The sequence below is a fragment of the Azospirillum sp. B4 genome, assembly GCF_000333275.1.
Lineage (GTDB): Bacteria > Pseudomonadota > Alphaproteobacteria > Azospirillales > Azospirillaceae > Nitrospirillum.
This window is the reverse complement of record NZ_BACU01000664.1, coordinates 1-26,245: the sequence shown is the minus strand read 5'-3', so window position 1 is coordinate 26,245 and position 26,245 is coordinate 1. Positions and strand designations below refer to the sequence as shown.

Here is a 26,245-nt window from a genome sequence, read left to right as displayed (position 1 = left end):
TCGTACCGATGCCGCGCATCCATGCTTCCGGCCGCTCCGGCGGTTGGGCTAAGGTGCCGGCCACCTGACGCCGGCCCGCTTAAGGGGCCGGCGCCCAATCTGGAGGTAAACCCATGAGTTTCAGGCCCCTGCACGACCGTGTGGTGATCCGGCCCATCGAGCAGGATCAGAAGACCGCCGGCGGCATCATCATCCCCGACACCGTCAAGGAAAAGCCCCAGCAGGGCGAGGTCCTGGCCGTGGGCAGCGGCGCCCGCAACGAGAAGGGCGAGATCGTCGCCCTGGCCGTGAAGGCAGGTGACAAGGTGCTGTACGGCAAATGGTCCGGCACCGAGGCCAAGATCGATGGCAAGGACGTGCTGATCATGCGCGAGTCCGACCTGCTCGGCGTCCTGGAATAAAACAACAGCGGCATGAGGTTTCTCACCTCATGCCGTAGCCCACGACCGAGGATAGCCAAGCGGCCGGATGGCCGCGCCGGCGCCTGAGGGAAACGAAAAAGGATATTAAAAATGGCTGCCAAGGACGTGAAGTTCAACACGGATGCCCGCGACCGCATGCTGCGCGGCGTGGACATCCTGGCCGACGCCGTGAAGGTGACCCTGGGCCCCAAGGGCCGCAACGTGGTCCTGGACAAGAGCTACGGTGCCCCGCGCATCACCAAGGACGGCGTCAGCGTCGCCAAGGAGATCGAGCTGGCCGACAAGTTCGAGAACATGGGCGCCCAGATGGTGCGCGAAGTGGCCTCGAAGACCAACGACGTCGCCGGTGACGGCACCACCACCGCCACCGTGCTGGCCCAGGCCATCGTGCGCGAGGGCGTGAAGGCAGTGGCCGCTGGCATGAACCCGATGGACGTGAAGCGCGGCATCGACCTGGCCGTCGCCGCCATCGTGACCGATCTGAAGGGCCAGTCGCGCAAGGTTTCGACCTCGGGTGAAATCGCCCAGGTCGGCACCATCTCCGCCAACGGCGAGGCCGAGATCGGCGAGATGATCGCCAAGGCCATGGACAAGGTGGGTAACGAGGGCGTCATCACGGTGGAAGAGGCGAAGAGCTTCGACACCGAGCTGGAAGTCGTCGAGGGCATGCAGTTCGACCGCGGCTACCTGTCGCCGTACTTCGTGACCAATGCCGACAAGATGACGGTGGAGCTGGAAAGCCCCTACATCCTGCTGCACGAGAAGAAGCTGGGCAGCCTGCAGCCCCTGCTGCCGGTGCTGGAAGCGGTGGTGCAGAGCACCCGTCCGCTGCTGATCGTGTCGGAAGACGTGGAAGGCGAGGCGCTGGCCACGCTGGTGGTGAACAAGCTGCGCGGCGGCCTGAAGATCGCCGCGGTGAAGGCCCCGGGCTTCGGCGACCGCCGCAAGGCGATGCTGGAGGACATGGCCATCCTGACCGGCGGCCAGGTCATCTCCGAAGACCTGGGCATCAAGCTTGAGAACGTGTCGCTGGACATGCTGGGCACCGCCAAGAAGGTGGTGATCACGAAGGACGCGACCACGATCGTCGATGGCGTGGGCGAGAAGGCCGACATCGAGGCCCGCATCGGCCAGATCAAGGCGCAGATCGAGGAGACCACCTCGGACTACGACCGTGAGAAGCTGCAGGAGCGTCTGGCGAAGCTGGCGGGCGGCGTTGCCGTGATCCGCGTCGGCGGCGCCACCGAGGTCGAGGTGAAGGAGCGCAAGGACCGCGTTGACGACGCCATGCACGCCACCCGCGCCGCGGTGGAAGAGGGCGTGGTGGCTGGCGGCGGCACCGCTCTGCTGCGCGCCACCCGGTCGCTGGTGGATGTGAAGCCGGCCAACGACGACCAGCGCGTGGGCGTGGACATCATCCGCAAGGCCCTGCAGTCGCCGGTCCGCCAGATCGCCTTCAACGCCGGCACCGACGGTTCCATCGTCGTGGGCAAGCTGCTGGACAACAACGACGCGGCCTTCGGCTACAACGCCCAGACCGGTGAGTTCGGTGACATGTTCGCCTTCGGCGTCATCGACCCGACGAAGGTGGTGCGCACCGCCCTGCAGCATGCCGCCTCCGTTTCCGGCCTGCTGATCACCACTGAAGCCATGGTGGCCGAGAAGCCCGAGCCCAAGCCGGCCCTGCCGGAAGGCGGCGGGATGGGTGGCATGGGCGGCATGGGTGGTATGGGCTTCTAAGCCTGGACTATCCGAAGCCCCCGGCTTTCCAAGCCTTAGGCGCAGGAGAAGGGATCGCCCATCGGCGGTCCCTTTTCTTTTGGGGCTTTATGGTTTGCCCTAACGATTCTATTCCTAGGGGCACGACCGCCGCCGCCAACCATAGCTGTGCCCCATGACCGCGCCCCTGCCTGTCCGCGACATCCCGGCCATCGACCTGGCCGCTGTCGACGCCCTGATCCGTTCGGTGGCCGAAACGGAAATCCTGCCGCGTTTCCGGCATCTCGCCAGTGACGACATTCGCGAGAAGGGGCCGGGTGATCTGGTGACCGTGGCGGATGAGGCGTCGGAACGGGCGCTGACCGCCCGCCTGACCGCCCTGTTGCCCGGCAGCACCGTGGTGGGCGAGGAGGCGGTGGCCGCCGACGCCAGTGTGATGGACCGTTTGCTGGGCACCGATCCGGTATGGATCGTCGATCCCATCGACGGCACCGCCAACTTCGTGGCGGGCAAGCCGCGCTTCGGCGTCATCGTGGCGCTGTCGGCCCATGGCCGCACCGTGGCGGGCTGGATCCACGACCCCGTTGCCGGGCGCACGTGCGNCGCCGGCTGGGGGAGGTGCTTGGCTGATTGGCGCCGATGCCGCCGACGCCGGCACGCGCTGCGTCGCCTGCGGCCGTTGGCGGTGTCCCAGATGCGCGGCATCGCCAACATCGCTTTTTCGATGGCGACATGCGCCGCCAACTGACCCAGCGGCGAGAGCGGGTGGCGGAAGCCTACACCCAGCGCTGCTCCGCCCACGACTACCTGGACCTGCTGACCGGCCAGGCGCATTTCAGCCTGAACAAGCTGATCAAGCCCTGGGACCACGCCGCCGGGTCCTTCCTGCATGTCGAGGCCGGCGGTTATGCCGCCAAGCTGGACGATACCCCGTATGCTCCCACGGACCGTGACGGCGGCCTGATGATGGCCCCGGACGCGGAGAGCTGGCGCGCTCTGCATTCGGACCTGTTCGACGCGGATTGATGCTGTGGGATACGATCGCATCCGCCGCAGGTTCAGGACTGCGCGGCCGTCCTGTGGCGACCAAGCCCCAAGACACGCATAAGGGCCGGCGCATACCTGCGCCCGGCGCCTGAGGTCTCTGTTTACCGCCGCAACTCCCGTGTCCAGCGGACCATCAGTTCGGTGTCGGAAAGGTCGCCGCTGGTTGGGCGCAACGCCGGTTCTCCCTTGGCGTGCAGGGCGCGGGCGGCTTCACGCACCTCGCTGGGCGACATGCCGAAAGCCTCGCGGAAGCGGGCGGCGAAGTGGCTGGCGCTGGTGAAGCCATAATCCATGGCGATGTCGAACACCCCCCGCGTCATGCCCGCCGGCTCCGTCAAGGCCCTGAAGGAAGCGGTCAGGCGCCGGCGGAGGATGTAGGTGCGCACACCCCCCAAATCCTCGAACAGGCGGTAGACGGTGGCGCGCGACATGCGGAAGCGGGCGCACAATGCGGCCACGTCCAGGGCGGCGTCACCAAGGTTCTCATCGATATGACGGCGCAGCGACTGCAGGGCGCCGCGCCGGGAGTCGCGCGCGGCCGGGTCGCCGTTGGCGTGCAGAACGGACAGCATGCCCAGCAGGGTATTGTACAGCAGGTCGGTGTCCGCCGGGGTGGCGATGGGCAGATTGCGCCGCAACGACAACATGAAGTCGCCGAAGAGCCGGCCGGCCATGGAGCCGGGCGCGAACAATTCCCCCCGGGCCGTGGCCAGTTGGGGCAGGTGCTCCATCAGCGCGGAACGGGGCAGGACCACCGTCAGGATCTCCGCGTCCGAACAGGCGGCGTCGATCTCATAGCCAAAATTGACGGCGTATGTGCCGCCGGCTTGGATGGCATATTCCTTGGCGCCGTTTTCCACCTGGTTGCTGCCACTGAGGAAATATTGCAGGGCCAGATGGTCGACATCGTCGTTTTGCCGGTGCCATGCCGCGTTGCGCACGAACTTCTGCCGGGAGAACTTGGTGTCGAAGTAAAGGAAGGGGCCGACATTGAACAGCCTGATATCCGGCGCCTGGGGCGGGTTGCGGGGGTCGGCCAGGGGCACGGACTCGAAATAGGGGGAGATGCACTGCCGCCAGCGCCAGAACAGTTCTTCCGGTGGCTGGGTGCCGGGCACGATCGCTATCGATGGGATGGCTGTCTGTGTCATCGCTGGGGGCCTGTTTCGCGATCGGCCCCGGACCGGCCCGGGATCGCGATGGAAACGATTATAGGCGAAGCACCGTGCCTCGTGGCCAGCCTCGCGGTGGGCTGAGACGCGGGAGATAGACAAGTGAGACGGCGACGATATCGAAGTCGCCTTCATTTTGGATAATGTTTGATGACTTGACCATACATATTCTGGTTGAGGATCTTATCGTCATTTATATTTAAAGAAATACCCGTTGGAAATAGAATTGACCAAGTCTGCGTCCGGTATTTGAAAAGCGGGACGGGGTGGTGACTTGGGAACGGCCTGCCGGGGAAGCCAAAAGGGCTGAAGCGGCAGCGAAATGGGGGCGTCGCCGTGTCGCGTTAACGGCGATGGCGAAGGTTGGTTCCCTTCGCCATGTGGCACGCGTGGCGCCCCCAGCCCAGCACGCTTCGCGCCCGAGAATGACGCCCGCCGAACGGCGGCAGCCGTGATAGCCTGGACGCGGCTTCCTCAAAGCGGATGGTCAGGAACCATGACACCGCGTCCCGCGCACATCCCGGCATCCTTCCTTACCCGCTTCGCGCCCATCCTGGTGATTGGCTTGGCCGCCTTGGTCATTCGCACGCCTTGGGGGACGGACCATCCCCGGCTGGCGGCGCTCTTGTTTCTGTGGATCACGGCCGACAGCCTGGCCACCGGCCTGGCGCTGCGCCACCGTCTGAACGGTGAGCGCCCGGCGGGACGGGTGGTGTTGGCCACCATCGTCCTCGGTCTGCTCAGCGCCGTCATCGGCCTGACGCCGCCGTTGCGCGCCGCCTTGTCGTCCATGCCCTGGGCTGTGGCCCTCATCGCCGCGCTGGTCGGTGGGCATGTCCTTTGGGGCTTGGCCGGCGCCTGGGGCGCCCGGCGACAGCCCCGGGGGCAGCGGTTGGAGGCGGCGATGGCCTGCCTGCTGCCGCCACCCTTCGCCCGCCTTATCGCCCGGGAACAGGCCTTGCTGCACTTGGCGCTGTTTCAGTGGCGCGTTCCGCCGGATGTGCCGGCCGGCTGCCAGGCCTTCAGCTACCACCGCGACCTGACGCCGCTGATGAGCGGCCTGCTGGCGGCCCAGGTGATGGAGATGGTGGTGATCGACGTGGCGCTGGGCATCCATCACCGCACGGCGGCCCTGATCCTGTTCGCCGTGGGTGATATCAGCGTCGTCTATCTGCTGGGCCTGACCAAATCCCTGCGCCTGCGGCCCGTGCTGTTGACGCCGCAGGGGGTGCGCATCCGCTTTGGCATCCTGGCGGACCGGCTGATCGCCTATGATGCCATCGTCGATGTCCGGGACGGGGCTGGCCTGACGAAGCGCGGGCCGGAGAACCATAGCCCGTTGCTGGCCCCCAACGTGGCCCTGACCCTGGCGACCCCTTTGGAGCGGCGCCGTTTCCTGCGACCCGCGCGGACCATCACCACGGTGGCCCTCGCGGTCGACGAGCCCCAGGCGTTCATCCGGGCGCTACGGTGGCGGTTGGACCAGGGACGCGCGCAAGAATCTTCTTGAATGGGATATTGTATAAATTCTTAAATGACGGCTTCGCCACCGGGGAAGCCATCCATGCATCGCCGTTCGTTCATCGCCGCCCTGCCCGCCGCCGCCGCCGCGGCCCATGCCGTCAGCGCCCGCGCCGCCCAGGACGTGCCGGCGGAGCCGACCGCCGCGCCCCTGCCGGCGGGTTTCGCGCCCGCCGCCGGACCGGTGCCGACCGAGGCGGACTATGAGCGGGCGCTGTCCTTGCGCGAGCGTTGGATGAGCCTGACGGAGAACGTCGCCTGGCCGGCCACCTGGATGGGCAAGAGCGGGTGTTTCCAATACCGCAAGACGGTGCCTGGCGGCTTCCAGTTCGTCAGCGTCGACGCCACCACGCTGGAGAAGAAGCCGGCCTTCGACCATGACCGCTTGGCGGCGGAATGGGGCAAGGTGGGGGGACCGCACGTCACTGGCCTGACCCTGCCGTTCGACCGGGTGCATATCAGCGACGACGGCCAGACCCTGCGCTTCGAATGGGACGAGGCCGAGTGGTCCTGCCGGTTGTCGGATTATGCCTGCAAGCGGGAAGAGGAGGAGGGGGGGCGCCGCCCCCGGGGCTTCGGCGTGGTGCGCGACCTGATGAAGCCGGGCGACAACGGCCCCAAGAAGTCTCCCGATGGTCGGTGGGAGGCCTTGATCCAGAACCAGAACCTGGCACTGCGCGAAGTCGTCACCGGCGCTGTCACCTTGCTGAGCACCGACGGCAGCGAGGGCGATTTCTATGACGGGGAGACGATATCCTGGTCGCCGGATTCTCGGAAGCTGGCGCTCTATCGGGTGCGTCCGGGCTATCGCCGCGAGGTCCACAAGGTGGAATCCTCGCCCAAGGACCAGATCGAGCCCAAGCTGCACACCCAGCTCTATCCCAAGCCGGGTGACGCTGTGGACCAGGAGCAACCTGTGCTGTTCCACGTGCCGGCCGCCGGGGTGCCGGGTCGGAAGCTGGACATCGACGCCGCCCTGTTCCCCAATCCCTACCTGATGACGGATTTCGAATGGCGGGCCGACAGCGCCACGGTGCTGTTCGAATACACCCGCCGGGGCCACCAGATGGTGCGGGTGATCGAGATCGATGCCGCCACCGGCACCCCGCGCGCCGTCGTCACCGAGACTGCGGCCACCTTTGTGAATAACGAGCGCCGCTTCCGCCACGACGTGAACAAGGGCGGGGTCGAGGTCGTCTGGCTGTCGGAACGGGATGGCTGGGCCCATCTCTACCTCCTCGACGGGCGGACGGGGAAGGTGAAGACCCAGATCACCAAGGGGGAGTGGGTGGTGCGGCACGTGGCCAAGGTGGACGACGCCAAGCGCCAGATCTACTTCGCCGCCGGCGGCATGCGCCCCGGGGAGGATCCGTACTTCCAGCATTATTATCGGGTCGATTTCGATGGCCGCAACCTGATGGCCCTGACCAGCGCGGACGCTTATCACGACGTCAGCTTCTCCGATGATTTGGCATACTACGTCGACCTCTATTCCCGCATCGACGCGGCACCGGTGATGGAACTGCGCCGCACCCATGACCGGTCGTTGGTGGCGGAGGTGGAGCGGGGCGACATCAGCCGCCTCGTGGCCGCCGGCTTTCGCCCGCCAGAGGTATTCAAGGCCAAGGGACGCGACGGCAAGACGGACATCTGGGGCATCATCGTCCGCCCCTTGGGCTTCGACCCCGCGCGCCGCTATCCGGTGGTGGAGAACATCTACGCCGGCCCGCACGACAGCTTCGTGCCCAAGAAATTTTGGCCCTTCGGCTTCCATGCCGGCGGCGACAAGGTCATCGGCATGCAGGCCCTGGCGGAAATGGGATTCGTCGTGGCCCAGATCGACGGCATGGGCACCATGAACCGGTCCAAGGCCTTCCACGACGTCTGCTGGAAGAACCTGAAGGACTCAGGCTTCCCCGACCGTATCCGGTGGTGGCAAGCGGCGGCGGTCCAGTACCCGCAGTTGGACATCAGCCGCGTGGGAATCTATGGCGGCTCCGCCGGCGGGCAAAGCTCCCTGGCGGCGCTGCTGTTCCATCCGGATTTCTACAAGGCCGCTTTCTGCTACGCCGGCTGCCATGACAACCGCATGGATAAGATCAGCTGGAACGAACAGTGGATGGGCTGGCCGGTGGACGAGAGCTATGCCCAGTCCTCCAACGTTGACAACGCCTGGCGGCTGCGGGGCCAGGTGGCCCTGGTGGTGGGCGAACTGGACGACAACGTCGACCCGTCGTCCACGATGCAGGTGGTGAACGCCCTGATCAAGGCGGACAAGACCTTCGACCTGCTGGTGGTGCCGGGCGAGGGGCACTCCGCCGGCCGCTCCACCGGCCCCATCCGCTACGCCCTGCGCAAGCAGTACGGCTTTTTCCTGAAGCACTTGGGGGATGCGGATGCGCCGGACTGGAACGCCCATGCCACGGCGGTACCGGCGGGTTAGCGGTAGCGGGCGAAGCTGGGCTGAATGGGGGCCTGTAGGATCCGCTCCCTGAACTCATAGACCAGGGGATGGAAGATGTCGCCCAGCAGCTCCGTCCACTTCAGCGGATAGGGGGAGGGCGTGCCGTCGGGCAGCAGGATGCCTTGGCGGTCCAGGGGGTGGATGGCGGGGTGGCGCCGCAGTTCCGGCAGCTTGGCGTCCAGCAGGGCCTCCGTCCGTTCCAGCCAGGCGGTGGTCAGCGGCGTGCCCCGGCGGAAGATGAAGGCGCACAGGCCGATGAGGTCAGCGTGGGAGCGGCGCAGCAGGTCCCCAAACTCTCCCGCGATGGGGGCGACGCCGTTGGGCAGTTCCTGGTAGCCCAGGGCCAGCTTGTCCGACCGCGCCAGCTGCTGGAAGAAGGGCGTCCACCTGGCCGTCGTGGTCTTGATGTCGGTGTAGCCGCCGCCGTAGTGGTGCATCAGATAGCAGCGCAGATAGTCCGCCTTGTGCGTGGCGCTGAGGTGGGGCCAGGCCGGGTGCAGCGGATGTTCCGGGCGCACCCATTCCCCCAGCGTGTCGCGGTTGACGAAAGCGACGGCGCAGCCGGTGGTGCGGAAGACGGTCCATAAGGCCCGCAGGCGGTCGTCCGACATCTCCTCATGCCCCGTCCACAGGCAGAACAGGGTGCGGCTTTCCAGGGCGTCCAGATCGTGGGGCATGGGTCCCGTCAGAGCAGGTCGGGGGTGACGGGAATGCTGAAGCCGTTCAGCAGCTCGGCCCGCCGCTGGCCCAACTCCGGCGTGGGGGCGGCGTGGCGGCGATAGACGTAGAGGTAGTCGAACACGGCGTTGTAGTCGTGGGACTGCTGGCTGACGCCGCGCCGTTCGGACTCCGCTCCGCTGTCCTTGAAGATGCGGGCGCCCATGACCGGCACATGCCGGGCCGTCTGCCGGCCGTAGACGGCCAGCATGAACTCCCAGTCCTCATATGCCCGCATGTGGGTGTCGAAGACCAGGCCGGCCAGCAGGGCGCGGGGGAAGGCGAAGCAGCAGACGGGGATCTGGTTCTTCAGGTAGATGTCGTCGTTCAGGCGTCCGGCCAGGTCGGCCCCACCCTCCGACAACAGGGCGGCGTCGGCCCCGCGCCGCTCATTCACGATCGAAAAATTGAAATAAACCGCCTGCCCCTGCTGTACCGCCGGCTGGGCCAGCAGGGCGGCCAGGAAGCCGTCGTGCCAGGCGTCGTCATCATCCAGGAAGATGATATAGCGGCCCTTGGCCAGGCTGAGTCCCAGGTTGCGGCTGGCGGAGGGACCGGGCCTGCCGTTGCGGCGGACATACATGTCGGCGGGGGTCAGCAGGTCGGCGCAGGCGGCGTCGGTGTCGCCGTCGACGGCGTCGGAGATCACCAGGATCTCCACCCCGCCCACACCCTCGCGCTGGGCATTGATCGATGCCAGGGCGCGGCGCAACAGGATGGCGCGCTTGTGGGTGGGCATGATGACGGTAAAGAACGGCAATTCGGCCATCAGGCACCCATGGATCATAAGAAAAAGGCCCGCCTGGACCCCATCGCCGTCATCTTCTCAGACAAACGGGGGCGTGCCAAGGCGGGCCGGTCTTTCACGCCGGGTTCACGCCGGGGCGCGTCACGTCAGTTTTTCTTGAAGCGATGCACGGCCAGGCCGGCGGGGGCCTGGACGGTGGGCATGATCTCCACGCGGTTGACGTTGAAGTGTGGGGGCAGGGTGGCGGCCCAGGTCACCGACTCCGCCACGTCCTCCGCCGTCAGCGGCGTGGTGTCGGCATAGACCTTGGCGGCCTTCTCCGCATCGCCCTTGAAGCGCACCAGGCTGAAGCTGGTCTCCACCATGCCCGGCTCCACCGAGGTGACGCGCACGCCGGTGCCCAGCAGGTCGGCGCGGAGGCTGAGGCTGAACTGGGTGACGAAGGCTTTGGAGGCGCAATAGACGTGGCCGCCGGGATAGGGATAGCTGCCGGCGGTGGAGCTGAGGTTGATGATGTGGCCGCGCCCGCGCTCCACCATACCCGGCAATATCAGGCCGGTCATGATCGCCAACGCCTTGTCGTTGGTATCGACCATGACCTCCCAGTCGTCCAGGTTGACCTTGTAGGCGGGTTCCATGCCCAGAGCCAGGCCGGCGTTGTTGATCAGCAGGTCGATCTCGGCGAAGTCGGCCGGGATGCTGGCGACCGCCGCCTCCATGGCCTTGCGGTCGCGCACGTCAAAGGCCAGCGTGTGGGTGGGCACGTTCAGGCTGTCGGCCAGGGCCTTCAGCTTCTCCTCATTCCGGCCGGTGAGCACCAGCCGGCTGCCCAGGGCCGCGAAGCGGCGGGCGAAGGCGGTGCCGAAATCACCGGTGGCGCCGGAGATCAGCACGATTCCGGGCACGTGGGGCGGGGCGTAACTCATGGGAACTGCCTCCTTGTTTTGATCATGCGTGCCGGCGTCAGGCGCCGGTGCGTTCCAGGCCCTTGGCCTTCTGCCAGAGGGCTTCCATCTCTTCCAGGGTCGCCTCGGCCGGGCCGCGCCCGCCTTCGGCCAGCCATGCCTCGATCTGGCGGAAGCGCCGCTCGAACTTGGCGTTGGTGCCGCGCAGCGCGGTTTCGGGATCGACGTCGATATGGCGGGCCAAGTTGGCCAGCGCGAACACCAGGTCGCCCAACTCATCCTGCATGCGGGCCTGCTCCGGCACCGCGTGTTCCATCTCCGCCCGCAGCTCGCCGATCTCTTCCTCGATCTTGTCCAGGATTTCCTTGGCCTGGGTCCAGTCGAAGCCCACGCGGGCCGCGCGCTTCTGCAGCTTCACCGCCCGGGTCAGGGCCGGCAGGCCGTTGATGACGCCGTCGAGGGCGGAGGCCTTGGCGCCGCTGGCGGCAGCCTTGGCCGCACGCTCGCCGGCCTTCTGCGCCTCCCAATTCTTCACCTGGTCGGTGGCGTCGGCCACCGCGCCGACCTGCTCACCGAACACATGGGGATGGCGGCGCACCATCTTGTCGCTCAGCGCCGTGGTGATGTCGTTGAAATCCCACAGGCCCCGCTCGCTGGCCATCTGGGCGTAGAACACCACCTGGAACAGCAGGTCGCCCAGCTCTTCCTTCAGGGCCGGCATGTCGCCCTGCTGGATGGCGTCGGCCACCTCGTACGCCTCCTCGATGGTGTGTGGGGCGATGGTGGGGAAGTCCTGCTCCAGATCCCAGGGGCAGCCGCCATCGGGATCGCGCAGCTTGGCCATGATGCCCAGCAGGCGGTCGATGGGGGCGGTCGCGGACGGGCGGTCGGTCATGGGCTGGTCCCGAAAAGGCGAAGGGGGGCCGGATGGCCCCCCCTTCCTACACCGAACCTGGCGCCCAAGGCCACCGGCCCCGTGCCGCATCCTTTTACTTCTTCAGGCCGATCTCGCGCAGCCGCTGGTCCAGGTACTCTCCGGCTGTGTAGGCGTCGCTGAGGCGCACGTCCGGACGGGGATGCAGGAACATGGGCATGGAATAGCGCGAGACGTTGTGCTCCGGCGGCGGATTCACCACGCGGTGGGTGGTCGCCGGGAAGTGGCCGGCCGACGCCTCCTTCAACATATCGCCGCCATTGACGGCGATCATGCCGGCGTCGCAGGGCACGTCGTGCCAATTGCCGGCGGTGTCCTTGGCTTGCAGGCCGGGCTCGCTGCCCGTCACCAACAGGGTGATCAGGTTGATGTCCTCATGCGCCGCGGCGCGCACGGCGCCCGGTTCGAACCCCTCGGCCAGGGGCGGGTAGTGCAGCACGCGGAACAGGCTCTGCGTGCTGCCCACCATCATCCGGGGCAGCGGCACGGAGAACTTGGCCGCCACCTCGGGCGGGGCGTTCTCCTGAATCCAGCCCAGCAGGTCGGCGCCCAGCTGGGTCAGGGCCGCGTACATGGCCTTCGTCGCCTCTTTCACGCCCGCCGGCAGGGGGCGGTTGGGGTAGACGTGATAGAACTCCTTCAGGTCCTTGACGGGGCTGTCCTTGGCGTTTTCCGACCGGAAGGGGAAATAGCCGTCCTGCGTCTCGGGCGAGAACAGGTGGTCCATCTTGGACTCCGACGCGAAGAAAGCCGCCCATTCCCGGTACAGGCGGTCGATCAGCGCCGGATCGATGGGGTGGTTGCGCAACACGGCGAAGCCGGTTTCGTGCAGGGAACGCACGAATTCGGCCGGGGCCGAGGAATCGGTGCAATCAACGCTGGCGATATCGAACATGGGTGTTCCCCGAATGCGCCCGTCCGCCCCCGGTCCAGTCGCGGGAAAGCGGGGTGCTCGCGGACGCTTGTTACATCCGCCCCCGGGCCGCGGGCCAGGGACTGCTTTTTGGATCAAGGCCGGCCGCGGGCAGCCATGTCGAATTTCCGCGACTATCAGCAGCCTGGCGGGCGGTCGTCAACCATGCAGATGGCGGAGAGTGTTTCCAATTTTCGCGGGGGTAATCGGCCTTCAGGTTTTCTGAGGCTTCTTGGCCGGCGCCTTGGCCGCCGTGGTCGCCGCCCGGCGCACCCAGTTGCGCAACGCCGGCGCGTCGGCCAGCAGGGCGTCCGGCACCACGACGTAAGTCTTGCTGGGCGGCTGGTCCGGGCCGTACCGCAAGGGCTTGGCGCCCGGCAGGGCCAGCAACGCCGCCTGGTCCGCGCCCGCCAGCTTGAGCGCCAGGCCAACGTCGGACAGGGAGGCGACGGGCTTGCCCTCGGCATAGGCCAGGATGCCACCGAACATGGGTTTGAAGGTCAACTCCAGGTCGGGCACCGCCGTTGCCAGCGTCGCCTGAAGGTCTTTGGGTTCGTGGGCCATGGGTTTCCTGTGGTTTCGCGTCCACGGGGGAATTTAACAGCCCGGCGCTGACAGGTCCTGGCAGTATCTTGTTTCTCCAACACCCTGTTCCTCCAACGCTCTTCGGGGAAAAGAAGAATGTCGAATGAGGACCGCACCAGGATCATACACCGCAGGACGCCGGAATCGGCTGCCATGGTGGCGAACGTCAGGCGGGCGATGGCCCTCACCGCCAGGCTGAACCGCCTGACCTTCGACGATGCCGATGCGATCAGGGCGCTGTTCAGCGAGCTGATCGGCGCCAAGGTGGACGACGGCTTCTCCCTGATCCCACCCTTCCACACCGCCGGTGGAAACGAGATCCGGGTGGGCCGCAATGTCTTCATCAACCAGAACTGCACGTTCTACGACCTGGGCGGGTTGGACATCGGCGACGACGTGATGATCGGGCCGAACGTCAGCCTCATCACCACGGGCCATCCGCTGAACCCATCGCAGCGCCGCGCCGTCACCATCGGCAAGCCCATCGTGATCGGACGGAACGTCTGGATCGGTGCCGGCGCCATCGTCATCGGCGGCGTGACGGTGGGGGAGAATTCCGTCATCGCGGCGGGGGCGGTGGTCACCAGGGACGTCCCGCCCGACACCCTGGTCGGGGGCAACCCGGCGCGGGTCATCCGGTCGATAAGGCACGAGGAACCTTACCCGTGACACGCTGCTGGCGGTTCCGGGCCGCACTGCCGGCCGTATACTGAGCATCCAACGCTTCCGACATAAAGACGAAGCATGCCGCGTCTTCTGCCCTGGCCAATCGTGCAACGAATTCGTGATCGTAGTGGCAGTGTTGATCGATATCGTCGAAAATGCGGAGACGTTCTTTGTTTGCATGGGTCGGTAAGGAGACGTGGGGCAATGGCCGGTGACGCCATTCGTAAGTCGACCAACGTGGCCGTTGGCGACGCCGTATCGGCGGCTAGATATCCGCGAACGTTGGGTCAGGGCGCCCCAGATGACTGGGATCGCCTCTGGACAGACTATGGGAGCGCCCGTGCCGCCAATCCCTCATCCGCCTTCAGGACGCGTCTTATCGAAGCCGACTTGGCCGCCACGGGGCTTGGTCCTCATTCCCGCCTTCTCGACATCGGCTGCGGTATAGGACTTACCTTGATGGACTTGGCGTCGCGTTTCCCGGGAACGGCCTTGGCCGGGGTCGACGCCAGCGCCATTGCCATCGCCGCAGGCCAGGCGCGGTTGGCGGATGCCCATCTGCTGGTCTGCGACCTGCAGGGAAACGCGGAGGAATTGGCGCCCTTATCCGGTTGGGCCACGCATGCGATCTGCAGCGAGGTCCTGGAGCATGTGGACGCGCCCGGCACTCTGCTGCGCCACGCCCGGTCTGCCATCGCCCCAGGGGGCGTGTTGCTGGTGACGGTTCCCGCCGGCCCCCGCACGGCGTACGACCGCCATATTGGACACCGCCGCCATTATTCGCGGCAGGATCTGCGCGAACTATTGAAGGAGGCTGGGTTCGAAGTGGAGCGGGTCCGGGCGTCGGGATGGCCGTTTTTCAACCTCTATAAGCTGTTGATCACCTTACGTGGGCGTCGGCTGATTGATGACCTGCGCGGCAAGCCGTCCACATTGGCGCGCGCGGGCATCACCCTTTTCCGCCACTTGTTCCGGCTACAGCCGGCCTGGAGCCATGGAGGATGGCAACTGGTCGCCATCGCCCGCCGCCCGCTAGCCGCAGGCTGATGGCCGGCGCCGGCAAAAGCCGGGAACGCGACCAGAAATCACGTCTATGTTTGATTTATAATTCACTTCCCATGTCCAGTTTGCATAACCGCGGGGGAAGCGGGCATGTCGCTGGCGTGGTCACAGATGGGGAATGCCATGATGGGCGGGGTTGGCGACGCGGGTTTGGGACGCGTCGCCATTACGGGGGCGGCGGGCTTTATCGGCAGCCATTTGGTCGATGCGCTTTTCAGGGGGGGAATCGACCGGATCAAGGCCCTGGATAGTTTGCGGGCGGGGCGATGGGATAACCTGGGCCCTTGGCTGGCGGACCCGCGTCTGGACCGCCGCGAAGCGGACTTCTCCGCCCTCTCCGTGGCGGAGCTGTCCGACTTCCTGCGCGGCACTGATATCCTGTTCCATCTGGCGGCCGAGAAACATAACCAGGCGATCGAAACTCCGGATCGGGTCTGGACGGTCAATGTCCAGGGCACCTGGCGCCTGTTCGAAGCGGCGGTCGCCGCAGGCGTTAAGAAGATCGTTTTCACCTCTTCCCTCTATGCCCATGGCGGCATGGGGGGGGATGTGTTGGACGAGGCGGACCTGCCCCGGCCGCTGACCCCCTATGGTATCGCCAAGCTGGCGGGGGAGCATATCGCTGATCATTTCCAGCAGGCTCACGGCATAGCCGTCGCCTGCCTGCGTCTGTTTTTCACCTACGGTCCCCGGCAATTCGCCGAAGGCGGCTATAAGTCGGTGATCGTCCGCAGCTTCGAGCGCCTATTGGCGGGACACGCGGCCCAGATCAATGGGTCCGGCAAACAGGAGCTGGATTACGTGTACGTCGGCGATGTGGTGGACGCGCTGCTGCGTGCGGCGCGGGTGGACACAGGCCCCCAGCCGATCAACATCGCCTCCGGCATCGGTCGGAGCATCATCGAGGTGGTCTCCGCCATCACCGAGGCGACCGGCCTGAACCGGCCGCCAGAGTGGCGGGCGGCCGATTGGACGGAAGGCAGCCGGCGGGTGGGCACCGTGGCGCGCGCTGCCCAGATCCTGGGTTGGAGAGCAACCACGGCGTTTGAGGACGGGCTGGCCGTGACCTACCTCGGGATGCGTCGATGAACGCGGTCTCGTCCCGGCTGGAACTGTCGGTTATCGCTCCTTGCCACAATGAAGCGGACAATGTGGCTGAACTGGCGAAGCAGGTCCTGACCGTTTTCCACCGCCATGAGCTTGATGGCGAGCTCATCCTGATCGACGATGCTTCCCGTGACGACACGGCCGCGCGCATCGCCGCCCTGGCCGAGGCCAATCCCGGGACGGTGATTGGCCTGTACCATCCCGTGAACCAGGGCATCGAGGGCGGGTGGCGCAGCGGCGTGGGGGCCGCGCGCGGCCGCTTTGTGGTTCTGATCGACGCGGACCTGCAAAATCCGCCCCAGGAAATCTGGCGCCTATACCGCCAACTCAAGGCGAGCAAGGCAGATGTGGTGCAAGGTGTGCGCAGTTCCATCGGCCGCTTGCGCGACGGCCGCTACCTCCTCAGCCGCGGCCTGAACGTTCTCCTGAATGTCTGTTTCGGCATGCGGGCGCGGGACAACAAGTCCGGATTCATCATCACCGAGCGGGAGACGCTGCGGGACCTGCTGGCCCATCGTGGCCGGTACAACTTCTTCCAGACTTTCGTCCGCGTGGCGGCGGAGGCGAAGGGCTATGAGGTGGAGGAGGTGGAAACCCTGTTTGTGGAGCGTCAAGCGGGACAGTCCTTCATCAACCCTCTGCCATTGCGCGTCATTGGCCGGGTGCTCGCTGATCTTCCTCGGGCCCTGATCGAATACCGCTGGCGCGGCAGACCAAGCGAGCCACTGTTACGGCTGAACCTGGCCACGCATCCGTCTGCCCATCCGGAGCGCGTATCCCCCCATTTGCCCCTCTGGCGGCGCGCCTTGCGCGCGCTCTATTTCCACTCCATGCCCCTGCATGCGTGGATGATCACATCCAGAACCCGGCATCTCTATCAGCTTCTCCTGGCCAGCCAATGGCAAAGTCCCGCCGCCCTGCGCGCCTTGCAGGAAGCGAAGTTGCGACGCTTGATCCGCCACGCATACCACCAGGTTCCCTACTACCGGGAACGCATGCGGGCGCTGGATTTGACCCCCACGGACATCCGCTCACTGAACGACCTTGGCAAGCTGCCGCTTCTTTCCAAGGCGGACGTGCGGGCCAACCTCCATTTTGATTTGTTTTCCGACGACCATGACAAGCAGCGCATGCTGAGGGTCACCACCAGCGGGTCCACCGGAGAACCCTTCACGATCTATGCGGACCGGCACCAGCTTGAAATGCGGTTCGCCACCACGCTACGGGCCATGGAGTGGACGGGGTGGCGGTTCGGCGATCGGCAGGTGAGGCTGTGGCACCAGACCTTGGGGATGAGTTGGACCCAGGCGGTCCGTGAGCGCTTGGACGCCTGGCTGATGCGCCGCTTGTTCATCCCGGCGTTCGAAATGCGCGAGGCGACCATGGCGGCGACCATCGAACGCATGCGGCGCCATCGCCCCGTCCTTGTCGATGGTTACGCCGAAAGCTTTGATTATCTGGTTCGCCATGCGGAGGCACATGGCCTTGAGCCGTTCCGTCCTGCGGCGATCATGAGTTCCGGTCAGATCTTGGCCGACCAGACCCGGGCGGCCATCAGCCGATATTTGGGGGCGCGGTCCTTCGACAAATATGGCGCCCGGGAATTCTCCGGTATCGCTTACGAATGCGACCACGCGGCCGGCCATCATGTCATGGCGGAAAGTTACATCGTCGAGATCCTGAAGGACGGTCGTCCCGCCCTGCCGGGGGAGGTCGGAGAAGTGGTGGTCACCGACCTCAACAATTTTTCCGTCCCGCTGATTCGGTATCGGGTGGGGGATCTGGCGGAGGCGCTGGACGAGTCCACGCCGTGCCCCTGCGGACGGGGCTTGCCGCGCATTGGCCGGATTCAAGGCCGCGCCCAGGCCGTCATCCTCACTCCGGACGGACGCTGGATCCCCGGCACGTTCTTTAGCCATTTCTTCAAGGATCACAGTTCCGTGGTTCGGCAGTTCCAGGTGATCCAGGAGACGCGAGCGGCCATGACCCTTCGTATCGCCAAAAGCCCCACCCACTCAAGCGACGGGATGAGGCGGATGATGGAGGAACTGGCCGGCCACATGGGGCCGAGCATCACCATTTCCGTCGCTTATTGCGATGAAATCCCCCTGCTGGCCACCGGCAAAACTGCCACCGTCATTCAGAAAATACCCATCGAATTTCAATCCCTCGGCACGGGCTCGTCTGCCACGGGGGATGAGAATTGAGCGTCATGGGGGAGGGAGCGGCGTCCCGCCGTGCGGAGCGCTGGGCTTTCCGCGCAGTGGGCCTCGCGCTTTTGGTGGCGTCCCTGCTGCCGGTGCTGGCGGTCACTGTTCCGCCACTGGTCGACTATCCGGAGCATCTGGCCCGGGTGGTGGTCGAGGCGCGCTATAGCCAGGACCCGGATCTCCAGCGCTTGTATGAGTTGGACTGGAGTCTTCGCCCCAACATGAACCTGGCCATGGATTTGGTCACGCCAGCCTTGGTCGGCCCGCTTTCGCCGTGGTGGGCGGGCAAGGTATTCATCCTTGCCACGATGTTGCTTCAGATTTCCGGGACCTGGGCCCTGGCGCGCCGTTTGGGTTCCTCCGGTGCGGCCGGACCCTGGTATGCGGGCATCCTGGCCTATCCAATCCTCTACGGTCTGCCGTTCCAGCACGGCTTGGTGAACTTTTTGTTCGGCCTTGGTCTGGCGCTGTGGGGCTTGGCCTTCTGGTTGAGCACGCGACATTGGCGGCTATGGCTGCGTTTGCCGCTCATCGCCCTGATCGGGGGGGCCGTGATGGTCGCCCATGCCATGGCGTTCGGGGTGCTCGCGGCGGCGGCCTTCTGGTTCGAGGTCGGCTTTCGCCTTCCCATGGGGCGGGACCCGGCCTATCCACCCCGAAAATGGCGGGACGCCGCCGCTCTACTGGCGCTCGCGGCAATTCCGCTTGGCCTTGCCTTGCCCACTTTAGGGGTTCCCGTTGTCGCCAACGGCGGGTTTGAGCCGCCTGGTTCTCAGTCGATGCTCGACGTCGTCAAATCACCTTGGGTTGTGTTCATGGAGGCGCCCCTGCCGGGGCGTGGCGTGGCTGGCCCTTGTCGGGTTTCTGGTCGCTGGCCGGCGCGTTTCCATTGTGAGAAGTGCCCGGGGTCCCCTTGCTGCCTGACGGGGTGATGGCTTTATTGACGCCGCCCGTCATATCAGGCGTGGTGATCATGCACACCCGCTTGCCGGTCCTGGTGGCGTTCCTGCTGCTGGCGTCGTGCCGGGTTAGGCTTGGGCCTGGGGAACGGCTGCCGGTGATGGCCGGGGCCGGGGCCGCCGTCATTGTCTTGCTGGGCACCGTGACGATGGCTTGGCGGGACTGCGGCCGGCCCCTGGATGGCCTGCTGACCGCCATTCCGGATGATTGGCGGGGGCGGCGTGTCCTGCCGGTCATCTTGGCGAACCCGCCCCGCCATGGCACCGGCGCCTCATGCCATCGGGAAGTGGTGTTTTGGCACTGGGCCGCCTTGACGGTGGTTGAGCATTCCACCCTGAATCCGCTGACCTTCAGCGCCACGCCCCTGCAAATCCGGCCAGATCACCGCCCCAGCGACACGCAGATATGGGAACCGGTGCCGGCGGCGCAGCTCGACCAGCCAGATGGCCGCTGGTGGGCCGACTGGCGGCACCGCTTCGATCGCGTCCTTTTCCTTCACCCCGACGGTCCCGCGCGGCTGCCCGTCGCCGGTTTGGTTCCCGTCTATCAAGGCCCCGTGGCGGACCTTTACCGAATAGACCGCGCACCATAGGGACTTTTGAGCTTCAGCATGGGACCCTCGATGGGGGAGGTTGGGTAAGCCCAGGCCGCGCAATATCTCATGAGCGGCATCGACAATCAGCTATGGGGCACGGCCCATGACACACTCCTGGCAATTCTGGGCCATCCTGTCGGCCGTCTTCGCCGCCCTGACCGCCATCCTGGCCAAGGTGGGGGTGGATGGGGTGAATTCAGACTACGCCACCCTGGTGCGCACGGCCGTGATCCTGCTGGTGATTGCCGCCCTGCTGCCACTGACCGGCCAATGGCAGCCGCCGGCCAGCGTATCCGCCCGCAGCTATCTGTTCCTGACGCTGTCGGGCCTGGCCACCGGCGGCTCCTGGCTCTGCTACTTCCGGGCGCTGAAACTGGGGGAGGCGGCGCGGGTGGCGCCCATCGACAAGATGAGCGTGGTGCTGGTGGCCCTGTTCGGCACGCTGTTCCTGGGGGAGAGGCTCAGCCTGCCCAACTGGCTGGGCGTGGCCTTTATCGCCCTGGGCGCGGTGCTGGTGGCCTGGCGCGGCTAACCCTATCCCAAGGGATGGGGTCCTTCACAAGCCTTTGTTAATCTCCGGCCCCCACACTGTGGGTGAAAAGACACGCAGGGTTGTGGGGGTCGTGTTCATGGACGGGTTGGCGCAACAGGAAGCGGGTGCCGGGCACTTCACGGAAGCTGCGCCCAAGCTGCGCGCCATCTTCCAGGCTCAGACCCAGGCCGCCGCCGGCAGCCTGCACATGGTGGGACTGGACAGCCTGCGGACCCGCCTGGGCACCCGATGGCCACGGGTGGCGGAGCGCGTCCACATACTGGCCGAACGCCTGTTGGGGCAGATGCTGGCGCCCAACGACGCCTGGTTCCGCTATGGCGAGGAAGGCTACATCGTCGTCTTCGCCCAGTTGGACCGGGCGGCGGCCGGTCTGGTCTGCGCCAAGCTGGTGGAACAACTCCAGCGCCTGTTGCTGGGCGATGTCGACACCGCCGCCGTCCGCGTCCATTCCGCTGTGCATGAGGTTGGGGGCGAGGTGCTGTTCCAGAGCAGCACTCTGCATGAGATGCTGGGCGCCGCCGCGGCGCTGGCCGCCGGAACGGCCGTGACGGAGCCGGGCCCGGGATCCGATTACGCGTCCCCTTGGGGCCATGTGGCCCAACAGGAACAGCCGGTGGAAGTGGTCTACCGCCCCATCTGGGACGTGCGCAAGGAGGTGCTGTCGATCTATCTGGCGCGTCCCATGCGGCCGCGCCGGGGGCGCCTGCCCCTGTGGGGCTATGACTGCGTCGCCGACCCGCAGGACGCGCAGCAGATTCTGGCCCTGGATTTGGAGGTGCTGCGCCAGACCATGCAGGTGTACGACGAGCTTTACCGCAACCAGTTCCGTTGCTTCCTGTCGGTTCCGGTGCATTTCGAAACCCTGGCCGGCATTGTCCGGCGACGGGAATACGCGGCGGCCTTGCAGGCCATCCCCAAGGAACTGGTGGCTTTCCTCGCTTTCCAGATCATCGGCCTGCCCCAGGGCGTGCCGGTCAGCCGTGCCGCGGAGATCGTGAGTTTCCTGAAGCAGTTCAGCCGCGTGGTCATTGTGCTGGTGGAATGCGGCTGCCATGATCTGCCGGCCCTGTCGGCGGCCGGCGTCTATATCGCCACCTTGCTGTTGCCACCCGGCGCCACGCCCAAACGCTGGGGCCTGGAGCTGTCGCGCTTCGCCCACGAGGCCTTGCGCTTGCGTCTGCGCACTGGCGTGGAGGGGGCGGACACCACCCTGATGGCCTCCTACGCTGATGGGGCGGGATTCCACTACATCGCCGGTGACTTCGTCGGCAGCTGGTCCGAGGTGCCTGAGAACGCGTTGCGCTTCACCCGCGCCGACCTGCGCGGCCGCATCGGGATAGCCTAGCCGGCCTCACCCGACAGATCCCTGCGTCTGCCACTGGCCCTGCTGGCCCTGCGACTGGGCCTGCCGTTGCGGTTCCGTCAGCGGCTCGTCGTCCTGTTCCTCGACGTCGACGCTGACATACAGGGCGTGCGCGTCGCCGCCCAGGATGACCCCGCGCAGGGGGCAGACATCGTCATAGTCCCGGCCATAGGCCAGCGTGATGTGGTTGCGGTCGATCAGGGTGTCGTTGGTGGGATCCATGTCCACCCAGCCGGCGGCAGGTCCACACCAGACCTGCGCCCAGGCGTGGCTGGCGTCCGCCCCTTGCAGGCGGCGTTGGCCCGGCGGCGGCAAGGTGCGCAGATAGCCGCTGACATAACGGGCGGGCAGGCCCAGCGCGCGCAAGGCGCCAATCATGAGATGGGCGAAGTCCTGGCAGACGCCGCGCTTGAGGGCCAGCACCTCCCGCACCGGCGTGGTCACGCTGGTGGCGGTGGCGTCGAAGGAGAAGTCGGCGTGGATGCGGGACATCAGGTCCCGGGCGCCGGCGCCGACGGGCCGGCCGGCGGGGAAGCTGTCTTCGGCGAAGGTCGACAGCTCCGGGCTGGGCAGGGGCAAGCGGGGGGAAGACTCTAGGAATTCCGCCACTGCCAGCTGGGTGGGCGCGATGACCGCGATCTCCTCCCACGCCGGAGTGGTGTCCAGGTCTGGCGCCGGTCGCGGTGTCAGGATCACATCCAGCTCCACCGTGACCGACAGGTCCAGGTGCGGCGTGTCGATGGCGACGTAGCTGACGGGGTTGTCCAGCCAATCGCGCCGGGCCGCCACCACGGCGGGGGCGGGGTCGATCAGCGTTTCCACCACCCGGGCCTCCTGGCCCGGCACGTCCCGTGGCGCCAGATGGGCGACCAATTGGGAGGAGACGACCTGCACCGTGTAGCTGTACCGCGTGGTGTGGCGGCAGCGATAGCGCACGGGCGCCAAGGGGGGGGCCTCAGGCGGCACGGGCGTGGACATGGCTGAAATAGGCTTGTGACAGCAGGTTGGACATGGTGGGCAGCGACCAGCCCAACTGGAACAGGGTGGCGCTCAGCAGGCCCATGTCGCGGGTCAGCGCCAGATCCTGCAGGCGATAGCTGGCCTGGGCCACCTGATCGGCCAGGCGGGCCAGCGGGTCGGCGTCGTCGGTCGTGCCGACGATGGGCAGGGAAGGGAGGCGGGTGACCTGGCGGCGCACGGTTTCCAGCTGGAACAGCAGGGAATGCGGGTGCTCCGAATCCGTCAGCAGCAGGCTCAGCGCCGCGTCACGCTGCACACCCACGGGGAAGCGCTCACGATAGGCGGGGCCGGCTTCCGCCAGTTCCAGCAGCACTTCCAGCGTGGCGGCGTCCGCGCGCTCGGCGGCGACGCCGCTGGCCTGCAAGCGCTCCACGGCGTCGATCGACCGTTCCAGCCGGCGGCCCAGCACCAGGAAGCGCCAGCCGGCACCGCGCGGCATGCCGTCCAGCTCCAGTCCCATCTGCGCCGCCAGCACTTGGCTGAAATCGTCCAGCAGCAAGGCCAGCGCGGCGCGGTCGGCCTTCACCAGGCCGGCGCCGATGGCGTCCAGCCGGCTCAGCACCTGGCGGGTGTCGGAGGGCAGGCGGTCGCGCACGCTGCCCATGGCGCGGCGCAGGCGGAGGGTGGTGGCCACCAGACCACCGGGGTTGACGGGGTCGACAGCGATTTCCAGCGCCTGGCGCATGCCGCGCAACGCGTCGCTATCCGGTAGCTGCGCGATCTCCTGCGGGATGAGGGAGGCACGGCCCATTAGGCGCAGCAGGGGCGGCAGCTCTTCCCGCGCGGACGGGCGGCTGTCGTCGGACAGGCGCAGGGTGGCGCCGCGCAGCAGCCGCACGGCGGCCGCCGCCCGCTCCGCGTAACGCCCGACCCAGAACAGGTGGTCGGCGGCCCGGCTGGGCAGGTTGCCGGGCACGGGGCTGGGTTCCCGCGCGCCGTCGGGTGGGGCGGAAACCAGGCGGCGGATGGTGCCCGGTGGCTGTGCCCCCACGATCCACAGATCCTTGGATCCAGCCCCTTCCTGCAGCGAAACGGCGGCATGGCGCGCATCGGCGCTGATGCGCACCAAGCCACCAGGCATGACGCTCCAGCCGTCGTCGCCGCTGGCGCACAGGAAGGCGCGCACCACCAGGGGTCGCGGCTCAACCCGGTCGTCGCGCCACAGGGGCGCCGTGGAGGGGGCCACCGGCAATTGGCCCGCCCAGTCCTGCGGTCGGGCGCGAATGCGGGCGGCCAAGGCCTCGCGCGCCTCCCCCTCCAGATCCGGCCCGTTCGATACCGATCCGGGCAGGCTGGAGAAGGCCGGGCGCACCACCATCCGGTCCAACTGCGACAGCAGGATCTCCCGCTGCGCCGGGTCGCCACCCCAGTAGGTCGGCACGTCGGCCAGCAGCAACTCCTGGCCCAGCAGGCGGCGGCTGAGGGCCGGCATGTGGGACAGCAGCGCCGTGCTTTCCGCCATGCCCGACCCCAGGGCGTTGACCACCGCGACTGATCCGGCGCGCACCGCCTGCAGCAGGCCGGGCACGCCCAGCGCGCTGTCCACCCGCAGTTCCAGCGGGTCGCAGAAGGCGTCGTCCACCCGGTGCAGGATGACGTCCACCCGCTCCAGCCCCGCCAAGGTCTTGAGATAGACGGCCTGGTCGCGCACCACCATGTCCGCCCCTTCCGCCAGGGTCATGCGCAGGTGGCGGGCGAGGTAGGCGTGTTCGAAATAGGCTTCGTTATAGGGACCAGGGGTCAGCAGCACGGCGCGGGGATGGCCATCCACGCCGGAACATTGCGGGGCCACCCGTGCCAGCGAGGCGCGCAGCGTCTCGAAGAAGGGCGACAGCCGCTCCACGTTGCAGGCGCGGAAGGGGTCGGCCAGGGTCTGGCTCAGCACCGCCCGGTTTTCCAGGGCGTAGCCCACGCCGGTCGGCGCCTCGGTCCGGCAGGTCAGCACCCGCCACTGGCCGTCGCCGTCGCGCACCAGGTCGGCGGCGAACAGCAGCAGCCGCCGCCCGCCGGGCACGTCCAGGCCCTGGCAGGCCCGCAGATAACCCGGGTCGGCATAGAGCAGGGCGGGCGGAACGGTGCCATCGGCCAGCAGCCGCTGCGGTCCGTAGAAATCCTCCAGCACCTTCTCGATCAGGCGGGCGCGCTGCACCAGCCCGGCGCCAATGACCTGCCACTCCGCCGCCGACAGCAGCAGGGGTACGGGGTCCAGCGGCCAGGGCCGCTCCGTCCCCTGGGGGTCGCGGTAGGAGTTGAAGGTCACGCCGTTCAGGAACAGCCGCTGGCGCGCCGCCGCCCACTTCGCCGCCATCTGCTCCGGTGTGAACGGACCATGGGCGGCGAAGAACTGCTGCCAATGCGGACGCAGATGCCCCGTGCCGGTCACCATCTCGTCAAAGACGGGGCCGATGCCGTAGCCGAGGTCGCCGGCGTCACTGAACAGCGAGGGCTGTTCCGGCGGCTGTTGGGAGGCGGATTCTGGCAAATCCCGCTCAGCCAAGTCTCAAGTCTAGGGTCATGGGGTAATCCGGGTTCCGTGTTTCCGGCGGTGTGGGCATGGGACCCGGCGTGTGCCCGAATGGGGTGAAGCGCGCCAGCCGGCGCCCTTCGGCCTCATTGGCATTGACCGGGAAGGTGGTGAAGTTGCGCCCTCCTGGATGGGCGACGTGATAGGTGCAACCGCCGACGGACCGTTCGGTCCACAAATCCAAAATATCGAATACCAACGGAGTATGCACGGGGATAGTCGGATGCAGGCATCCCGGTGGCTGCCAGGCGCGATAGCGCACGGCCGCCACGTACTCCCCCTCCGTGCCCGTGGGGTGCAGGGGAACGCGGCGGCCGTTGCAGGTGACGGCGTAGCGGTCGCCCACCATGCCGGTCATGCGCACCTGGATGCGCTCCAGGCTGCTGTCGACATAGCGCACGGTGCCGCCGCCGCCCGGCTCCTCGCCCAGCACGTTCCAGGGTTCCAGCGCGGTGCGCAGCTCCAGGCTCAGGCTGCGCTGGCTGACGGCGCCGATCTTGGGGAAGCGGAAGTTCAGATGCGGGGCGAACCAGCTGTCCTCGAAGGCGTAGCCGGCCTCGCGCAGTTCCGCCACCACATCCTGGATGTCTTGCGCCACGAACTGCGGCAGCAGGAAGCGGTCGTGCAGCTTGGTGCCCCAGCGCACCAGGCCGGCACGGTAAGGCTCCCTCCAGAACCAGGCGATCAGGGTGCGCAGCAGCAACTGCTGCACGAGGCTCATCTGCGCATGCGGCGGCATCTCGAAGCTGCGCAGTTCCACCAGTCCCAACCGGCCTGTGGAACTGTCGGGGCTGTACAGCTTGTCGATGCAGAACTCCGACCGGTGGGTGTTCCCCTGCACGTCCACCAACAGGTGGCGCAGCGCGCGGTCGACCAGCCAAGGCGGTGGGTTGGGGCCTGCGCGGTCCAGCTCCTTGAAGGCGATCTCCAGCTCATACAGGCTCTCGTGCCGCGCCTCGTCCACCCGGGGGTGCTGGCTGGTCGGCCCGATGAACATGGTGCGAACAGATAGGAAAGGCTGGGGTGGTTCGGAAATAG

23 protein-coding genes and 1 pseudogene are annotated in these 26,245 nt (G+C 66.9%); 14 read left to right on the top strand and 10 right to left on the bottom strand.

Annotation, left to right across the window (positions count from 1 at the left end; all coding sequences use genetic code 11):
* Positions 1-113 precede the first annotated feature (113 nt).
* The 4 genes from I55_RS30105 (at position 114) to I55_RS35150 (ending at position 3,167) form a co-directional block, all read left to right on the top strand.
* Positions 114-401, top strand: coding sequence for a co-chaperone GroES (locus I55_RS30105; protein ID WP_044564407.1), 288 nt, complete (start codon positions 114-116; stop codon positions 399-401).
* Between the two features lie 111 nt (positions 402-512).
* On the top strand, positions 513-2,162 hold the full coding sequence (gene groL / locus I55_RS30100) for a chaperonin GroEL (protein WP_044564406.1): 1,650 nt from the start codon (positions 513-515) through the stop codon (positions 2,160-2,162).
* 154 nt (positions 2,163-2,316) lie between these two features.
* Positions 2,317-2,889 (top strand): inositol monophosphatase family protein, encoded by a 573-nt coding sequence (locus I55_RS35155; protein ID WP_199902774.1) that lies wholly within the window; start codon positions 2,317-2,319, stop codon positions 2,887-2,889.
* The gene (locus I55_RS35150) at positions 2,874-3,167 is read left to right on the top strand and encodes an inositol monophosphatase family protein (RefSeq protein WP_044564405.1); all 294 of its coding nucleotides are present in this window, start codon (positions 2,874-2,876) and stop codon (positions 3,165-3,167) included. The genes I55_RS35155 and I55_RS35150 overlap by 16 nt, the downstream gene beginning before the upstream one ends.
* A 122-nt stretch (positions 3,168-3,289) precedes the next feature.
* Here the strand turns inward: I55_RS35150 and I55_RS33675 are convergent, their stop codons facing one another.
* Positions 3,290-4,339, bottom strand: coding sequence for a helix-turn-helix domain-containing protein (locus I55_RS33675; protein WP_159107303.1), 1,050 nt, complete (start codon positions 4,337-4,339; stop codon positions 3,290-3,292).
* 517 nt (positions 4,340-4,856) lie between these two features.
* On the opposite strand from I55_RS33675, the gene I55_RS30080 reads away from it, so the two are divergent.
* Positions 4,857-5,870, top strand: coding sequence for a hypothetical protein (locus tag I55_RS30080; protein ID WP_044564404.1), 1,014 nt, complete (start codon positions 4,857-4,859; stop codon positions 5,868-5,870).
* A gap of 54 nt (positions 5,871-5,924) precedes the next feature.
* On the top strand, positions 5,925-8,324 hold the full coding sequence (locus I55_RS30075; protein ID WP_252181372.1) for a S9 family peptidase: 2,400 nt from the start codon (positions 5,925-5,927) through the stop codon (positions 8,322-8,324).
* Here I55_RS30075 and I55_RS30070 read toward each other — a convergent pair.
* The 6 genes from I55_RS30070 to I55_RS30045 all read right to left on the bottom strand — a co-directional run bounded on the left by I55_RS30070 (position 8,321) and on the right by I55_RS30045 (position 13,126).
* Positions 8,321-9,022, bottom strand: a complete 702-nt coding sequence (locus I55_RS30070; protein ID WP_044564402.1) for a hypothetical protein — start codon at positions 9,020-9,022, stop codon at positions 8,321-8,323. The genes I55_RS30075 and I55_RS30070 overlap by 4 nt on opposite strands.
* Positions 9,023-9,030: 8 nt before the next feature.
* Positions 9,031-9,831: a glycosyltransferase family 2 protein gene (locus I55_RS30065; RefSeq protein WP_083901548.1), complete on the bottom strand. Its 801-nt coding sequence runs from the start codon at positions 9,829-9,831 to the stop codon at positions 9,031-9,033.
* Between the two features lie 125 nt (positions 9,832-9,956).
* On the bottom strand, positions 9,957-10,736 hold the full coding sequence (locus I55_RS30060) for an SDR family NAD(P)-dependent oxidoreductase (RefSeq protein WP_044564400.1): 780 nt from the start codon (positions 10,734-10,736) through the stop codon (positions 9,957-9,959).
* 37 nt (positions 10,737-10,773) lie between these two features.
* Positions 10,774-11,610: a nucleoside triphosphate pyrophosphohydrolase gene (mazG, locus tag I55_RS30055; RefSeq protein ID WP_044564399.1), complete on the bottom strand. Its 837-nt coding sequence runs from the start codon at positions 11,608-11,610 to the stop codon at positions 10,774-10,776.
* A 94-nt stretch (positions 11,611-11,704) separates the two neighbouring features.
* Complete coding sequence (locus I55_RS30050; RefSeq protein ID WP_044564398.1) at positions 11,705-12,544, bottom strand: isopenicillin N synthase family oxygenase; 840 nt, start codon at positions 12,542-12,544, stop codon at positions 11,705-11,707.
* Between the two features lie 231 nt (positions 12,545-12,775).
* Positions 12,776-13,126, bottom strand: a complete 351-nt coding sequence (locus tag I55_RS30045) for a TfoX/Sxy family protein (protein WP_044564397.1) — start codon at positions 13,124-13,126, stop codon at positions 12,776-12,778.
* Between the two features lie 174 nt (positions 13,127-13,300).
* Between I55_RS30045 and I55_RS30040 the strand changes: the two genes are divergently transcribed.
* The 8 genes from I55_RS30040 (at position 13,301) to I55_RS30005 (ending at position 21,645) form a co-directional block, all read left to right on the top strand.
* Positions 13,301-13,816 carry a sugar O-acetyltransferase gene (locus tag I55_RS30040; protein ID WP_199902773.1) on the top strand — a complete coding sequence of 172 codons (516 nt, stop codon included), beginning with the start codon at positions 13,301-13,303 and terminating at the stop codon, positions 13,814-13,816.
* Positions 13,817-14,017: 201 nt separating this feature from the next.
* Positions 14,018-14,860, top strand: coding sequence for a class I SAM-dependent methyltransferase (locus I55_RS35145; RefSeq protein WP_159107302.1), 843 nt, complete (start codon positions 14,018-14,020; stop codon positions 14,858-14,860).
* A 138-nt stretch (positions 14,861-14,998) separates the two neighbouring features.
* Positions 14,999-15,964: an NAD-dependent epimerase/dehydratase family protein gene (locus I55_RS30030; RefSeq protein WP_044564395.1), complete on the top strand. Its 966-nt coding sequence runs from the start codon at positions 14,999-15,001 to the stop codon at positions 15,962-15,964.
* On the top strand, positions 15,961-18,189 hold the full coding sequence (locus tag I55_RS30025) for a glycosyltransferase (protein WP_044564394.1): 2,229 nt from the start codon (positions 15,961-15,963) through the stop codon (positions 18,187-18,189). Before I55_RS30030 ends, I55_RS30025 begins: the two co-directional genes overlap by 4 nt.
* A gap of 74 nt (positions 18,190-18,263) precedes the next feature.
* A complete protein-coding gene (locus tag I55_RS30020) occupies positions 18,264-19,124 on the top strand; it encodes a hypothetical protein (protein WP_148294053.1) in 861 nt (286 codons plus the stop codon).
* A gap of 41 nt (positions 19,125-19,165) precedes the next feature.
* On the top strand, positions 19,166-19,744 hold the full coding sequence (locus I55_RS30015) for a hypothetical protein (RefSeq protein ID WP_148294052.1): 579 nt from the start codon (positions 19,166-19,168) through the stop codon (positions 19,742-19,744).
* 106 nt (positions 19,745-19,850) lie between these two features.
* Positions 19,851-20,279 (top strand): EamA family transporter, encoded by a 429-nt coding sequence (locus tag I55_RS30010; protein WP_044564391.1) that lies wholly within the window; start codon positions 19,851-19,853, stop codon positions 20,277-20,279.
* A gap of 97 nt (positions 20,280-20,376) precedes the next feature.
* On the top strand, positions 20,377-21,645 hold the full coding sequence (locus tag I55_RS30005) for a hypothetical protein (protein ID WP_083901547.1): 1,269 nt from the start codon (positions 20,377-20,379) through the stop codon (positions 21,643-21,645).
* Between the two features lie 6 nt (positions 21,646-21,651).
* On the opposite strand, the gene I55_RS30000 is transcribed toward I55_RS30005, so the two are convergent.
* From I55_RS30000 to I55_RS29990, 3 genes and pseudogenes are all read right to left on the bottom strand, one after another.
* Positions 21,652-22,641 carry a transglutaminase family protein gene (locus tag I55_RS30000; protein WP_044564389.1) on the bottom strand — a complete coding sequence of 330 codons (990 nt, stop codon included), beginning with the start codon at positions 22,639-22,641 and terminating at the stop codon, positions 21,652-21,654.
* Positions 22,619-25,165, bottom strand: coding sequence for a circularly permuted type 2 ATP-grasp protein (locus tag I55_RS29995; RefSeq protein WP_049974643.1), 2,547 nt, complete (start codon positions 25,163-25,165; stop codon positions 22,619-22,621). The genes I55_RS30000 and I55_RS29995 overlap by 23 nt, the downstream gene beginning before the upstream one ends.
* Positions 25,166-25,172: 7 nt before the next feature.
* A pseudogene (locus I55_RS29990) lies at positions 25,173-26,245 on the bottom strand (transglutaminase family protein); the annotation flags it as partial.

Bases quoted from the DNA above. Each gene is read 5' to 3' on its own strand.
- I55_RS30005 (WP_083901547.1), top strand. From the start codon at position 20,377: ATGGACGGGTTGGCGCAACAGGAAGCGGGTGCCGGGCACTTCACGGAA.
- I55_RS30030 (WP_044564395.1), top strand. From the start codon at position 14,999: ATGATGGGCGGGGTTGGCGACGCGGGTTTGGGACGCGTCGCCATTACG.
- I55_RS35145 (WP_159107302.1), top strand. From the start codon at position 14,018: ATGGCCGGTGACGCCATTCGTAAGTCGACCAACGTGGCCGTTGGCGAC.
- I55_RS30075 (WP_252181372.1), top strand. From the start codon at position 5,925: ATGCATCGCCGTTCGTTCATCGCCGCCCTGCCCGCCGCCGCCGCCGCG.
- mazG (WP_044564399.1), bottom strand. From the start codon at position 11,610: ATGACCGACCGCCCGTCCGCGACCGCCCCCATCGACCGCCTGCTGGGC.
- I55_RS30000 (WP_044564389.1), bottom strand. From the start codon at position 22,641: ATGTCCACGCCCGTGCCGCCTGAGGCCCCCCCCTTGGCGCCCGTGCGC.
- I55_RS30065 (WP_083901548.1), bottom strand. From the start codon at position 9,831: ATGGCCGAATTGCCGTTCTTTACCGTCATCATGCCCACCCACAAGCGC.
- I55_RS30105 (WP_044564407.1), top strand. From the start codon at position 114: ATGAGTTTCAGGCCCCTGCACGACCGTGTGGTGATCCGGCCCATCGAG.
- I55_RS30045 (WP_044564397.1), bottom strand. From the start codon at position 13,126: ATGGCCCACGAACCCAAAGACCTTCAGGCGACGCTGGCAACGGCGGTG.
- I55_RS30025 (WP_044564394.1), top strand. From the start codon at position 15,961: ATGAACGCGGTCTCGTCCCGGCTGGAACTGTCGGTTATCGCTCCTTGC.
- I55_RS33675 (WP_159107303.1), bottom strand. From the start codon at position 4,339: ATGACACAGACAGCCATCCCATCGATAGCGATCGTGCCCGGCACCCAG.
- I55_RS35150 (WP_044564405.1), top strand. From the start codon at position 2,874: ATGCGCCGCCAACTGACCCAGCGGCGAGAGCGGGTGGCGGAAGCCTAC.
- I55_RS30050 (WP_044564398.1), bottom strand. From the start codon at position 12,544: ATGTTCGATATCGCCAGCGTTGATTGCACCGATTCCTCGGCCCCGGCC.
- I55_RS30070 (WP_044564402.1), bottom strand. From the start codon at position 9,022: ATGCCCCACGATCTGGACGCCCTGGAAAGCCGCACCCTGTTCTGCCTG.
- I55_RS30040 (WP_199902773.1), top strand. From the start codon at position 13,301: ATGGTGGCGAACGTCAGGCGGGCGATGGCCCTCACCGCCAGGCTGAAC.
- I55_RS30080 (WP_044564404.1), top strand. From the start codon at position 4,857: ATGACACCGCGTCCCGCGCACATCCCGGCATCCTTCCTTACCCGCTTC.
- I55_RS30010 (WP_044564391.1), top strand. From the start codon at position 19,851: ATGACACACTCCTGGCAATTCTGGGCCATCCTGTCGGCCGTCTTCGCC.
- groL (WP_044564406.1), top strand. From the start codon at position 513: ATGGCTGCCAAGGACGTGAAGTTCAACACGGATGCCCGCGACCGCATG.
- I55_RS30060 (WP_044564400.1), bottom strand. From the start codon at position 10,736: ATGAGTTACGCCCCGCCCCACGTGCCCGGAATCGTGCTGATCTCCGGC.
- I55_RS30015 (WP_148294052.1), top strand. From the start codon at position 19,166: ATGCACACCCGCTTGCCGGTCCTGGTGGCGTTCCTGCTGCTGGCGTCG.